This is a genomic window from Microvirgula aerodenitrificans DSM 15089 (genome assembly GCF_000620105.1).
GTDB classification, from domain to species: domain Bacteria; phylum Pseudomonadota; class Gammaproteobacteria; order Burkholderiales; family Aquaspirillaceae; genus Microvirgula; species Microvirgula aerodenitrificans.
On sequence record NZ_JHVK01000021.1, the window covers coordinates 48890 to 61739 of the forward strand.

The 12850-nt window shown below is 64.1% G+C and carries 11 protein-coding genes; 3 read left to right on the top strand and 8 right to left on the bottom strand.

Features of this window, described 5'->3' with window-relative positions; all coding sequences use genetic code 11:
* Nucleotides 1-4: 4 nt before the first annotated feature.
* The 4 genes from Q352_RS0115165 to Q352_RS22445 all read right to left on the bottom strand — a co-directional run bounded on the left by Q352_RS0115165 (nucleotide 5) and on the right by Q352_RS22445 (nucleotide 5213).
* On the bottom strand, nucleotides 5-856 hold the full coding sequence (locus Q352_RS0115165; protein ID WP_028500073.1) for a hypothetical protein: 852 nt from the start codon (nucleotides 854-856) through the stop codon (nucleotides 5-7).
* 84 nt (nucleotides 857-940) lie between these two features.
* Nucleotides 941-2068 carry a pyridoxal-phosphate-dependent aminotransferase family protein gene (locus Q352_RS0115170; protein WP_036386566.1) on the bottom strand — a complete coding sequence of 376 codons (1128 nt, stop codon included), beginning with the start codon at nucleotides 2066-2068 and terminating at the stop codon, nucleotides 941-943.
* A gap of 102 nt (nucleotides 2069-2170) precedes the next feature.
* Nucleotides 2171-3784, bottom strand: coding sequence for a methyl-accepting chemotaxis protein (locus tag Q352_RS0115175; RefSeq protein WP_028500075.1), 1614 nt, complete (start codon nucleotides 3782-3784; stop codon nucleotides 2171-2173).
* Between the two features lie 76 nt (nucleotides 3785-3860).
* Nucleotides 3861-5213: an EAL domain-containing protein gene (locus tag Q352_RS22445; RefSeq protein ID WP_084300255.1), complete on the bottom strand. Its 1353-nt coding sequence runs from the start codon at nucleotides 5211-5213 to the stop codon at nucleotides 3861-3863.
* Nucleotides 5214-5592: 379 nt separating this feature from the next.
* Between Q352_RS22445 and Q352_RS0115185 the strand changes: the two genes are divergently transcribed.
* Both Q352_RS0115185 and Q352_RS0115190 read left to right on the top strand, forming a co-directional pair.
* On the top strand, nucleotides 5593-6459 hold the full coding sequence (locus tag Q352_RS0115185; protein ID WP_051529006.1) for a LysR family transcriptional regulator: 867 nt from the start codon (nucleotides 5593-5595) through the stop codon (nucleotides 6457-6459).
* 30 nt (nucleotides 6460-6489) lie between these two features.
* Entirely contained in the window at nucleotides 6490-8013 is a 1524-nt protein-coding gene (locus tag Q352_RS0115190; protein WP_084300259.1) for an MFS transporter, read from the top strand.
* A 63-nt stretch (nucleotides 8014-8076) separates the two neighbouring features.
* Here the strand turns inward: Q352_RS0115190 and Q352_RS21420 are convergent, their stop codons facing one another.
* Complete coding sequence (locus Q352_RS21420) at nucleotides 8077-9264, bottom strand: CynX/NimT family MFS transporter (RefSeq protein ID WP_051529007.1); 1188 nt, start codon at nucleotides 9262-9264, stop codon at nucleotides 8077-8079.
* 175 nt (nucleotides 9265-9439) lie between these two features.
* Here Q352_RS21420 and cysM point away from each other — a divergent pair, with 175 nt between their 5' ends.
* Complete coding sequence (gene cysM, locus Q352_RS0115200) at nucleotides 9440-10339, top strand: cysteine synthase CysM (RefSeq protein ID WP_028500079.1); 900 nt, start codon at nucleotides 9440-9442, stop codon at nucleotides 10337-10339.
* Between the two features lie 49 nt (nucleotides 10340-10388).
* Here the strand turns inward: cysM and fdhE are convergent, their stop codons facing one another.
* From fdhE to fdxH, 3 genes are all read right to left on the bottom strand, one after another.
* Nucleotides 10389-11333 (bottom strand): formate dehydrogenase accessory protein FdhE, encoded by a 945-nt coding sequence (gene fdhE / locus Q352_RS21425; RefSeq protein ID WP_051529008.1) that lies wholly within the window; start codon nucleotides 11331-11333, stop codon nucleotides 10389-10391.
* A gap of 150 nt (nucleotides 11334-11483) precedes the next feature.
* On the bottom strand, nucleotides 11484-12110 hold the full coding sequence (locus Q352_RS0115210) for a formate dehydrogenase subunit gamma (protein ID WP_028500080.1): 627 nt from the start codon (nucleotides 12108-12110) through the stop codon (nucleotides 11484-11486).
* Nucleotides 12107-12850: formate dehydrogenase subunit beta (gene fdxH / locus Q352_RS0115215; protein WP_028500081.1), on the bottom strand; the 744-nt coding region annotated here is incomplete at its 5' end. The genes fdxH and Q352_RS0115210, both read right to left, overlap by 4 nt.

The window sequence follows — 12850 nt, forward strand, 5'->3', positions numbered from 1 at the left end:
GGACTCACCACGGGGTCCGGACCCGCACCGGCTCGCCAGAGTGGAGGTTCCTGAGCGGCTGGCCGCCGGCGACCTGTTCAAGCACCACGCCGATGCGCATGGCCGGAAAAGCCTGCCCGGTCGCCTGTGCCCTGGCAATGCTTTTCACCAGAAAGCAGGCGTCCCTGGGAAACAGCACCACGGACGGGTTTCCCGGTCGGGCATCAACGCCGGGCCATAACGGGACGCCGCTGGTTGCCGACCCGATCCTGCAAAAGACGAGGGCATAGGGCTGCGCCGAGCACGCGTATTCGCCAACGGCCCATTTTGCATAACTGTCATCGGGGGTGGTGCTCATGAAGCACGGGTGGTTCGTTACCAGATCACCGACCTGAATGGCCGTACCCCATGGAATGGCGGCCAGGTCCCGGTACTCGACGACCCGCAGGTACTCGCCGGGTACCGGCGGCAGCCTGCCCAGCGCGGATGACAGGTCCCGCATCATGGACCATTCGCCCGGATCGAGCCGGATACCGTCGGCGAGATGGCTGTTGAGCGTCGCATACAGGCCCGCCTCCACCTGCATGCCCTTGTGGACAGGCTGGAGAACATCAGCGGGCTGTCCGACCATTGCCCACTGTATGGCCTGGCGTTCTTCCTGCCGCAGGCCCTGGAGCCGCTGCCGGAAATGGGCGGGATCGGAGGCGGCCTGGTCCAGGGGGATGCCGCTCTCCGGAAACAGCAGGCCGTGGCTCTGTGGCGTGCCGTCGGTACTGACACTGAAGGTCACTCCGTGATGTGTTGCCTGGAAAGACAGGCCCGATGCCAGGCCCTGCCGGGAGGAGGGAGCTGGCTGGGGGGAAGGAGCGACAAACATGGAGGGCGATTCCGGAAATCTGACCGGAACACGGTAGTCCGTCCCGGCGGGACGGACCATCAGGCCGATACCTGACCCGCGGCGTCAGCGCCGCAGCGCGGCCGATTCGCTGTCGAGTGCGTCCAGATAGCGGTCAAGCATGGCTGGCCCGATATCGCCCATGTGCGGAATGCGGATCAGCAGCCGGCGCGACTGCGCTCCGAGGATGTCGTTCAGCTTCTTGTGGCCGGTGTCGATCAGGTAGCCGCGCTCGCGCATGGTGGCTTTCAGGGCGGCCGGGTCCAGCGCCGGGTCGATGCTGACCGTGGTCAGACTGGGCGAGGCGTCGGCGTCGGCAACGAACAGCTCGAACCGGTCGGGGCGGGCGGTGGCCCAGGCGCGCACGGTGGCCCGCATCGCCCGGTGGCGGGCAAAGCGCTGCAGTACGCCTTCCGCATGGACGATGGTGTCGAGCTGGACCTGCATCTGGTTCAGCAGCGTGGTATCCGGCGTGGTCATGATCTGCCGGTCGCGGCCGAATTCGACGTGCTTCAGCAGGTCGCTGGTATAGCCGCGGTTGCTGACCTGTGCCGCCTTGTCCAGGGCGTCGCAGTGGACGAACAGGATGGCCTGGCCGGCCGGCAGCGCCAGACACTTCTGGGTGGTGGTCGCATAGACCGCCGGCAGGGCGTCGGCGATGCGGCTGTGGTCGCCTCCGAACAGGCTGACGCCGTCGACGATCGGCAGCGCACCATGGGCGCGGATCAGCCGGCAGGCGCCGACGATATCGGACACCACGCCGGTCGAGCTCTCGTTGTGGGTCAGCGTGACCACATTGAAGCGACCGTTGCGCAGTGTGTGTTCAAGGACGTCCAGATCGATGCTGCAGCCGGGCTCGAAATCGAGCCGTTCGACCTGCTTGCCGTTGCCGATCGCCATCGAATGGAACAGTGCGCCGAAAACGCCGACGGTGACGCACAGCAGGCGGTCGTCGTCGGCGACCAGCGAGCGCAGCGCGCACTCCATGCCGGTGCTGCCACTGCCGTTGACCAGCGCGATATCGTAGTCGTCAGGCAATTCGGCGATGGCGCGCAGATTGTCGAAAATGGAGGACACCACCTCCCGTGCCTGGCTGTCGCGATGGCCGAATTCCGGCAGCAGGGCAGCCTGCCGGGTTTCGGGACGCAGCCAGGTCGGGCCGGGGATGAAAAGTTCGAGTGCTTGTCGGGGCATGATGGACAACCGGGGGCGGGTAGGCAGGAAGCCGACGACGATACACCCGGGCAAAATCGCGCGGCAAGCGCGCGGCGGGAACGGGGACCGTTCCCGCCCCTTTCAGATCCTGAACTTCTCGATGGTGCCGTGCATTTCCTGGGCGACCTGTTTCAGTTCCTCGGCCGAGGCCGTGGTATTGGTCGCGCTGGCGTGGTTCTCTTCCATCATCTGCGCGATGCGTTCGACCTGCTGCGAGATATTGGTGCTGGCCAGCGACTGTTCGCGCATCGAGCCGGAGATCTCCGACACCTGCGAGACCGCGCTGCCGGTGCCGTCGATGATGCGCTGGATCGCCTCGGTGGCCTGCGAGGCCTGCTCCATTCCGTGTTCGACCCGGTTCACGACCTGACGCATGGCCTCGACGGTCTGGCTCGCCTCTTCCTGAATGCTGTGCACGGTGCCGGTGATTTCCTGGGTCGACTGCGCGGTGCGTTCGGCCAGCAGGCGCACTTCATCGGCAACCACGGCAAAGCCGCGGCCGAGCTCGCCGGCGCGCGCGGCTTCGATCGCGGCGTTCAGCGCCAGCAGATTGGTCTGGTCGGCGATATCCTTGATCACGTTGACCACGGTGCCGATATTGGTGGTGTGGGTCTTGAGCCGGGTGATCTGCTCCGCCGTCGCCTGTACGGCGACCATGGTCTGCTGGAAGGTGCCGATGGTGTCGTGGATGACTTCGCCGCCGGTATTCGCTTCGGTGCCGGATTCGCGACAGCGCTGATCGGCTTCCTGGGCACGGTCGGCGACATGGGTGATGCTGACCGTCATCTGCTCGACCGCGGCCGACATGCTGGACGACGATTCGCTGACATGCTGCGACGCCGAAGTCATCTGCGTCGAGGCCGATGCCACGGCATGCGCCGTCTGGTTGACGTTCTGGCTCAGCGAGCGCAACTGGGTGAAGCTGGCCTGCAGCACGCCAAGCAGGGCGTTCAGTGCCTGGAATGCCTCGTTGATTTCGTCCTTTTCCTTGCGCTCGAAACGGCGGGTAAAGTCGTAATCGCCGGACAGCTGGATCAGCCCGTCGCGCAGGCCGGTCAGCGGCAGCAGGATCTTCTTCAGCGTCCACAGGCTGGCGGCAAGCAGAATCAGCCCGACGATGGCAAACGTGCTGATCAGCATGGTGTTGCCATGGGCAATGGCGTCGCCCAGGGCCTGATTGGCTTCAGCAAGCAGTTCCCGGTTGTGTTCCACCGCCTGTTCGAGGATGACTCCGGTCTTCTCGGAGACCGGCGTGACTTTCTGCGCCGACATGGCGCGCGCCTCTTCCTGGCGACCCTGATCGGACAGGGCGAAGACGGCCGGCACTTCCGCATAATAGGTATCGAACTCGCGCTGGACCGCCGTCATGTTCTGGCGGTCCTTGTCATCGGCCACCAGATGGGTATTGTAGTATTCGATGTGTTCGAGGATGTTTTTTCGCGCCTGCTGGAACAGCGCCAGGTATTTGGCCTTGCCTTCCGGTCCCGCCAGTATGTGCTGCAGCACGGCACGCCGGCTGGCGGCGAATTCCGCCTCGATCTGATTGATGCGCTGGACCGAGGGCAGAATCTGAGTCTGCATAATGGCGTTTTCATCGCGGATCGAGGAAAAATCCCGATAAGCAGTGAGGGTCATGATCAGCAGCCCCAGAATGCCAAAGGCGGCAAGACTGTAAAGACGAGTGGAGATTCTCATGGGAAAGGTACTTTCAAGGATGCGAATTCCGGTTATGAAAAGTATTGTTAAATACTAATGTTCAAGGCAAAAAAATTCAGGCAAGACCCAGCCCGTTCTGCAGTTGCGGCAGGGGAATGGGACGACCAATGCAATACCCTTGCGCATAATCGAATCCCAGCTCGGTAATGCAATCAAGAATGGCTTCGTTTTCAACGAACTCAGCGAGGACTTCGCGGCCGAGTGCCCGGCTGATTTCGCAGATATGCTGGACCAGATAACGGCTGACAGGGTCGTTGGCGATATTCTTGATGAAGCTGCCGTCAACCTTGATCAGATCGACCGGCAGGTCGCGCATGCGCGACAGAGTGGCCATGCCACTGCCATAATCGTCGAGTGCAAAGCGATAGCCATGCTGACGCAGGGCCAGAATGGTTTCAATCGCCTGCGGCAGGTCGGTAATCGCGGAGGTCTCGGTAATTTCAAAGAAAATTTCCCGGCTGTCTATCCCGTACAAGCGTTGCTGTTCAAGGACGTAATCCGCCAGGGCAGGCCGGGACAGAATATGGCCGGACAGATTGATCGAGGTCGACAGGCGGCTGACTCCCAGATGCTGCCGATGCCGGCTCAGCCATTCATAGGTGCTCCTGATAACCCAGCGATCGATATCCGGCGTCAGTGACAGTCGCTCCGCCGTTGGCAGAAAATAGCCGGGCGACCAGATCTGGCCCTGGGCATCCATCATCCGCAACAGGATTTCATGCCGGTATTCATCCTGGCGGCGCGGATGCAGGGGCAGGATGCGCTGCGAGAACAGCACGAAGCGGTCGTCGGCGACCGACTGGTGGATGCGCGCAATCCAGTGATGCGGCGAGATGCGCTGGTCATGTTCGTGTGCGCTGACCGCCCGGGCAAAGTGGATGCCGTCAGTGGGCCTGGCCAGCAGGCCATAGGCCAGTGCCTGGTCGATCAGCCGGTCGGCGCAGGCTTCCCGCTCATCGACCGACAAGAGCCCCATCCGGGTCGGGATCGGGAATTCCTCACCATTGAGCGCATAACGCAAACCGGCAATTTGCTCCCGCAGGCATTCGCATGCGCCCTGAAAGGCCGTGCGATCCGGCCCCTGTACCAGGAAGACGAAAATATCGTCAGCAATGCGAAAAAACGGCCACGTTGCTTCAACCTGCTGTTGCAGGGTTTCCGTGATCTGGGCAATCTGCTTTTCTGCTGTTTTGCGGCCGCAACTGGTCAGGGCGGAGCGATAACTTTCCAGCATCAATATGCCAAGACCGAAGGGTTTCCATTCCGGGTCTTTTAATAGCGTTGAAACCGCCACCTCGAGTGTGGCACCGTCAAAAATGCCCGCCAGCGCGCGCCCTTCCGTTCGGTATAAAGGTTCCATATTGGCTATCGCATATCTGGAAGGTTGAGGAAATTCAGGTTGCACCATTATGCATGATGCTCCCGGGATGACACTGAACTCATATGTCTGCCAGTCAGAACAATGGCGTTCATTCTTTTGTGTCGGGACGCGGTAATCTAACAGCCTTTTTTGTGTGGGCTGGCCTGGTGCCCACCAGGAAGGCCAGTGTGATGCACCGTTGGGTAAATGACCGGCCACACTGAATTATTGAAGTTTCCTGCTGCTTATTATAGATGCCGGATGTAACGAATTGCTGTGATGTTTCTCTCGGTCAGCGTTTCTGTCCTTTGTTCATATGCAAATTCCACGCGAATAATTCAATTTGCCTTACTGGGGATGGTATATAGATAGCCCGTTTTTTACTGGTGCCAGGATGGAAAACTATAAAATAGCGCACCCTGAGTGCGTGCTGACATTTGTCGCGCTGGGGGAGAAAGGCTCATTCATCGGCGCGGCCGCTGCCCTGCGCGTGAGCCGTTCGGTTGTCAGTGACCGGATCAAGCGGCTGGAGGCCTATGTCGGTACGCAACTGGTGGTCAGGACAACGCGGCGCATGGTGCTGACACCCGCCGGTGATCAATACTTTCATGAATGCAAAAGGTTGTTTCTCAACTACCGGCAAGTGCTGGAACAGGTCCGGAACGACTACGACACCCCCAGGGGATTGCTGCGCATCTCGGCGCCGGATTATCTGGTATCCAATTTCCTGATCGAGAATGTGGTCAGTTTCACCGACCGCTATCCGGAAGTCTCGATTAACCTGGTCACCACCGATGGCCCGCTGGATCTGGTCACCGAGCGTGTCGATATCGACCTTCGTGTCGGCCAGCCGAAGGATTCCAGCCTGCATGCGATCAAGCTGACCGATTTCAAGCCGTACCTGGTGGCGTCGACGGCCTATCTGGCGCGTGCCGGGCTGCCGAAATCGCCGCAGGACCTGGCCATGCACCGGCTGATTGTCCACGATGACAACCAGGCGACACGCTTCTGGGAGCTGAGCACGGCAGAGCAGCAGACCGAACGGGTCCCGGTGCATGGACAGATCCAGGTCAACTCGCTGCGCATCGTGCGCAAGCTGGTGCTGGCCCATGGCGGCATTGCCATCCTGCCAAGCTTTCTGGTCAATACCGATCTGCGCGCCGGGCGATTGCAGCAGGTATTGACCGGATGGGCCCCGCCGGTCAGCGGCATCTATGCCATTTATCTCAGTCGAAAATATCTTCCGGCGCGGGTGCGATTCTTTATCGACATGCTGCGCAAACAGTTCGCATGACCTTTCCCATGACGATGTTCTTGCCGTGCAATGACCGCGGCGGCCATAACACTCCTGTCGCCCCCGACCGTCGGCAAAGCGACTACGGCATCCCGCGAATCGTGCCAGAATAGTCCGGTCTCTTTACCTATATCGGGCCGCCGACACCGCGGCCCCGCCATCGTGTCCCGTACTGTCATCATTCCTCTGATCGTGGCCTGCGCGCTGTTCATGGAGAACATCGACGCCACGGTCATCGCGACCTCGCTGCCGGCGCTGGCACGCGATCTGGGGCAGGACCCGATCACCCTCAAGCTGGCACTGACTGCCTACGTGGTCGGACTCGGCGTGTTCATCCCGGTCTGCGGCTGGGTGGCCGACCGCTTCGGCTCGCGCACGGTCTTTCGTTCTGCCATCTGCATCTTCATGCTGGGGTCGATCTGCTGCGCCTTCTCCGACTCGCTGCCGGCCTTCGTTGCCGCCCGCTTTCTGCAGGGCGTCGGCGGGGCGATGATGGTGCCGGTCGGCCGCATCGTCATCTTCCGTTCGGTGCCGCGCACCGAACTGGTCAAGGCCATCGGCTACCTGACCATGCCGGCCCTGCTCGGGCCGGTGATCGGACCGCCGCTCGGTGGTTTCATCACGACCTATTTTCACTGGCGCTGGATCTTCTTCATCAATGTGCCGGTCAGCCTGCTCGGCATCTGGCTGGCCGGGCGCTTTATCGACAACCTGCGCGAGGCTGATCCGGGGCCGCTCGACATCCGCGGCTTTCTGCTGTCTGCCGCCGGCGGGGCCTCACTGATGCTGGGGCTGGCCCTGCTCGACAGCGAGCTGGTGCCGGTCTGGGTGTCGCTGCTGATGTGCGCCACAGGCGGCCTGTTGCTGGCGGGCTACTGGAAGCATGCCGGACGCACCGCTTCGCCATTGCTCGATCTGCGCCTGCTGCGGCTGCCGACCTTCCGCGCCAGCGTGGTCGGCGGATCGCTGTTCCGTATTGGCCTGGGCGCCGTGCCGTTCCTGCTGCCGCTGGCACTGCAGGAGGGGCTGGGCATGACGCCATTCCAGTCCGGCGCCATCACCTGCGCGTCGGCCTTTGGTGCGCTGTTCATGAAGACCATCGCGCCGGCGCTGCTGCAGCGTCACGGCTTTCGCAAGGTGCTGCTGGTCAATGCGGTACTGGCCGGGCTGGCGATTGCGTCATACGGCCTGTTTACCCCATCGATGCCGCATCTGCTGATGCTGGCGCTGGTCGCTTTCGGCGGCTTCTTCCCGTCGCTGCAGTTCACCTGTCTGAATTCGATCGTCTATGCCGAGATTGCCAGCGCCGACGCCGGCCGCGCAACCAGCCTGGCCAGCGTGGTGCAGCAGTTGTCGCTCGGGCTCGGGGTCATCGTTGCCGGCATGACGCTGCAGATCTCGCAGCGGGTGCAGGGCCATGCGCAACTGGGCGCGGCCGATTTCTGGCCGGCCTTCGTGGTGGTCGGTCTGTTCTCGATACTGTCGGTGGTCGAGACGCGGCGGTTGCCACCCGGTGCCGGTGCGGCACTGACGCACAGCGAGGCGCCCCGTTAGACGCGGCTGCATTCTGCAGCGGGTGTCCGGGAGGGCTCTCTGCGCTGGCGGGAAAGGGGCAGGTCAGTCGTGGCCGATCTTGCGGTCGCGGCCGGCAGCAAGCCCGGCGATCAGCGCGCCGAGCACGATCAGCGCCAGCAGCGGACCGGTGGCCTGCCAGCTGCCGCTCCACTCGCGGACCATGCCGATGGTCAGCGGACCCAGCGCCGCCAGCGTGTAGCCGAGCCCCTGGGCCATGCCGGACAGCTGCGCGGCGGTGGTGGCATTGCGGGTGCGCAGTACCAGCAGCGACAGCGCCAGGCTGAAATTGCCGCCCTGACCGAGGCCGAGCACCACGGCCCACAGCGGCAGCTGTGTGGCCGGCGCATACAGGCAGCCGAACAGGCCGGCAGCGGTCAGGGTCAGCATCAGTACGATCGGGCCGCGCTGGTCGCGGGCGCGGCGCGCCAGCCATGGCCCGCCGAGCGAGGTGATCAGCTGCATCATGACCGAGACCGACATCCAGCCCCCGGCTGCCAGCGGCGTCAGTCCGCGTGCCTGCAGAATGGACGGCAGCCAGCCGAAGACGATATAGGCCGTCGATGACTGCAGGCCCATGAACAGCGTGACCTGCCAGGCCAGCGGCTCGCGCCACAGCCGGGCCGGTACCTGTGCCTGGCTGTTCAGCGTATGGGCATGGCGCACCTGCGGCAGCCACAGCAGCGCGGCGAGCACGGCCAGTAGCGCCCAGCTGGCGATGGCCGGCCTCCAGCTGCCGAAATACTGCGCCAGTGGCACGGTAAAGCCTGCTGCCAGTGCCGCGCCGGCGCACAGCGCCATGGTGTAGACCCCGGTCATCAGATCGGCCTGGGCCGGAAAGTTGCGCTTGACGATGCCGGGCAGCAACACCCCGGCGATGCCGATGCCGGCCCCGGCGATCACGGTGCCGGCAAACAGGCCGGGGATGCCGAAGCGGGTGCGCAGCAGCATGCCGCCGGCCAGCACGGCCAGCGCGACCAGGATGCCGCGCTCGGGGCCGATGCGGCGGGCCAGCAGCGGAGCCAGCGGCGCGAACAGGCCGAGGCAGAACACCGGGAGCGTGGTCAGCCAGCCAGCCGTGACGGCAGACAGCCCGAGCGTGAGCCGGATGTCTTCCAGTACCGGCGAGATGCTGGACAGGGCCGGTCGCAGGTTCAGACCGACCAGAATAATGCCGGCAAGCAGCAGGGCGTGGCCGTGACGGGCGGGCAAAATATCGGGAACGGCGGACACGGCGGCGCTCGCAGCAAACGGGGGCTGGCACTATTCCATCCGCACCGGCGGGCGTCAACCTGACTGGCGCAAGGGGCTTGCCGTCGCACACGCATAAGGAAAGCGCCAAACGATACAGCGGCGTGCGGACGATGGCGCTAAGATGCCGCATTCAACATTACCGCCTGTCGCTCCGATGTCCCGTCCCGTTTTCAAAACCCTGGAAGATTTCATCGGCAATACGCCGCTGGTCCGGCTCAAGCGTCTGCCCGGGCAGACGACCAATACCCTGTTGCTGAAGCTGGAAGGCAACAACCCGGCCGGTTCGGTCAAGGACAGGCCGGCGATCAACATGATCCGCGCCGCGCAGGCACGGGGCGACATTCATCCCGGCGATACGCTGATCGAGGCCACCAGCGGCAATACCGGTATCGGACTGGCGATGGCCGCCGCGGTGATGGGCTACCGGATGATCCTGGTCATGCCGGACAGCTCCAGCGCCGAACGCGTGGCGACGATGAAAGCCTATGGTGCCGAGGTGGTGCTGACGCCGTCGGCGCTGTCGATGCCGGGCTCGATCGACGAGGCTAACCGGCTGCGTGATGCCGGCACCGGCATCATCCTCGACCAGTTCGCCAACCCGGACAACCCGGCCGCGCACGTGGCGTCGACCGGCCCGGAAATCTGGCGCGATACCGCCGGTACCGTCACCCACTTCGTGTCCAGCATGGGCACCACCGGCACGGTGATGGGGACCGGGCGCTACCTGAAACAGCAGAACCCGGCCATCCGCATCATTGGCGTACAGCCGGAATCCGGCAGCCAGATTCCCGGCATCCGCAAATGGGAAGACCCGTACGTGCCGGCGATCTGCGATTTCGACCAGCTCGACCAGCTCGAGCACGTCAGTCAGGCCGAAGCCGAGGACACCACCCGCCGGCTGGCGCGCGAGGAGGGGATCTTTGCCGGTCCGTCCGGCGGCGGAGCGCTGGCCGTGGCGCTGCGGCTGTCGGCACAGCTCGACAATGCGGTCATCGTGTCGATCCTGCCGGATCGCGGCGACCGCTACATCTCGACCGGGCTGTTCCCGGCGTAAGGGCCGGGCGGAAACGGCGGGCTGATGCCGGCCGTCCCGCCCCCCGGCATCAGCCCGGGAAGAACAGCAGGTTCGGTCCGGCGCGCTCGAAGCCCTTTTCATCCATGGCCAGATCCAGCGTCAGCGTGGCGATGTCATCGGCCAGCACGTCGCCGTTCTGCGCCTTGCCCGGATCGAGCATCTTCAGATATGCATGGCAATCGCCACACCCTTCCGCCCGCATCGGCGGTTGCTGGCGTTCGGTCGGGCGTCCGTCGTCTTCGGTCTCCAGCGACCAGTAGCCAATGTCATGGGTGCCGCCGCACTGGGTGCAGCTCGACCGCACCTTGTGCCATTCGGTTTCGCACAGACTGCAGTGCAGATAGCGCAGGCCGTCGGCGCCGGGGCGGATGCGGCTGGCGGTCGGCGCGGCGCCACAGGCCGGACAGCCATGGGCATGCACATACGGGTTGCCGACCTGCAGCGGTGACAGCTGTGCGGCCAGACGATTGAAATACACCTGCAGCGCGGCGGCGACAAAGGGCGCCTCGGCGCGGTCGAGCCCGCTCCAGTCGCCGGACAGCAGCTGTGTCGCGCGCCGTTCGAGCCCGTCTGCGTCACTGGCGGCCAGCCGCTCGAGCACGGTCCGGGTTTCGGCCGGCAGCGCCGGATCGGCAGCCAGCGTGGCGAGCAGATGCGCCAGCAGCGTCCGCCAGACCGGATCGCGCGGCCAGCCTTCGGTGCCGAGCGGCGGCAGGTCGTGCAGCGCGCACTGGTCCCAGTAGCGCTGTTCGCGCACCGGCGCGGCCACGTCGACCTCGCTGGCGGCGGCAGCCTGCGCGTGGCTGATCGCGGCGCACAGGCGCAGATAGGCTTCCAGCGCGTGTCCCGGCGCCAGTTCGTTGAAACGGTTCGCCCGCGCCGCATACGGCGGGGTCGACTCGGGCAGGAAGAACGGCACGATGGTGGTCGACGATTGCGCCAGTTGGTCCTGCGGGAGAATTCTGAGAGACATGGAGGCTCCGGTTGAACGGTCGTACGGCCGGTCGCCATGGGCGGGCCGAATTGACCGTGATTATCCCACATCCGTGCGCGGGCTCCGCCGCCGGCGCCGGAATGAAAAACAGCAGGCCGATGGCCTGCTGTCGGGGACTGACAAAGGGGCTTATTTCCGCGGCTTCGCCTGCATCTCGCGCAGCCACTTCGGATGGTGGACCCGTGCCCAGCTGGTGGTGACCACGCCTTCGACCATGGCCCGGATCGTGCCCTTGACCCAGATTGCCGCATAGACGTGGATGATGATGCCGGCGATCAGGATCAGCGCCGACCAGGCATGGAACAGCAGGGCCAGGCGGATCAGCGGGATCGGGAACATCGGCGCGAAGTACGGTCGCCACATGATGAAGCCGGTGACCAGCATCACCAGCAGGCAGCCGGCCATCAGCCAGAACATGCCCTTCTGGCCGCCGTTGTACTTGCCGGTGTCACCGACCTCGCCGCCCTTCAGCACCGTGCCGACCGCCATCATCCACTTGATGTCCTCGCGGTTGACCAGGTTGTGCTTCCAGTAGCGCAGGAACATGACCGAGAAGCCGGTGAACATCACCACGCCGACGAACGGGTGGATGATGCGCGCCAGTTGCGGCGTGCCGAACACGCCGGTCAGCCAGAAGAACGCCGGATAGAACAGCGCCAGACCGGACAGCGCCAGCAGCACGAAGCAGAAGGCGACGATCCAGTGGTTGATCCGCTCGATGGCGCGGTAACGGACAATGAGGTTCTCACGACTCATTTCGGTTGCTCCTCGTCGTTGTCGTCATCGGTGCGGTTCGGGCCCACGGTGATGTAATGGAAGAAGCCGAACAGGCCGGCGGCGGCGATGCCGACGGTGGCCAGCGGCTTCAGCAGGCCCTTCCACAGGCTGACCACCGGGCTGATGGCCGGATCCTTCGGCAGGCCGTGATACAGCTCCGGCCGGTCGGCGTGGTGCAGCACGTACATGACGTGGGTGCCGCCGACGCCTTGCGGATCGTACAGCCCGGCGTTGTCATAGCCGCGCGACTTCAGGTCTTCGACCCGTTCGCCGGCGAAGGTCTTCATGTCCTCCTTGCTGCCGAAGCGGATCGCGCCGGTCGGACAGGTCTTGACGCAGGCCGGTTCCTGGCCGACCGACACCCGGTCGGAACACAGCGTGCACTTGTACGCCTTGTTGTCGACCGGGTTCAGACGCGGAATGTTGAACGGACAGCCGGAGATGCAGTAGCCGCAGCCGATGCAGTTCTCTTCCTGGAAGTCGACGATGCCGTTGCTGTACTGGATGATCGCGCCGGGCGACGGGCAGGCCTTCAGGCAGCCCGGTTCGCTGCAGTGCATGCAGCCGTCCTTGCGGATCAGCCATTCCAGCTTGCCGTTTTCCTCGACCTCGGCATAACGCATCACCGTCCACGACTGGGCGGTGAGGTCGGCCGGGTTGTCGTAGACGCCGACGTTGTCGCCGATCTCGTCGCGCAGGTCGTTCCACTCCGAGCAGGC

Excerpts from the sequence above, each read along its gene's own strand:
- Q352_RS0115210 (WP_028500080.1), bottom strand. The coding sequence starts at position 12,110 with ATGAGTCGTGAGAACCTCATTGTCCGTTACCGCGCCATCGAGCGGATC.
- cysM (WP_028500079.1), top strand. The coding sequence starts at position 9,440 with ATGTCCCGTCCCGTTTTCAAAACCCTGGAAGATTTCATCGGCAATACG.
- Q352_RS0115175 (WP_028500075.1), bottom strand. The coding sequence starts at position 3,784 with ATGAGAATCTCCACTCGTCTTTACAGTCTTGCCGCCTTTGGCATTCTG.
- Q352_RS22445 (WP_084300255.1), bottom strand. The coding sequence starts at position 5,213 with ATGGTGCAACCTGAATTTCCTCAACCTTCCAGATATGCGATAGCCAAT.
- fdhE (WP_051529008.1), bottom strand. The coding sequence starts at position 11,333 with ATGTCTCTCAGAATTCTCCCGCAGGACCAACTGGCGCAATCGTCGACC.
- Q352_RS0115190 (WP_084300259.1), top strand. The coding sequence starts at position 6,490 with ATGACCGCGGCGGCCATAACACTCCTGTCGCCCCCGACCGTCGGCAAA.
- Q352_RS0115170 (WP_036386566.1), bottom strand. The coding sequence starts at position 2,068 with ATGCCCCGACAAGCACTCGAACTTTTCATCCCCGGCCCGACCTGGCTG.
- Q352_RS0115165 (WP_028500073.1), bottom strand. The coding sequence starts at position 856 with ATGTTTGTCGCTCCTTCCCCCCAGCCAGCTCCCTCCTCCCGGCAGGGC.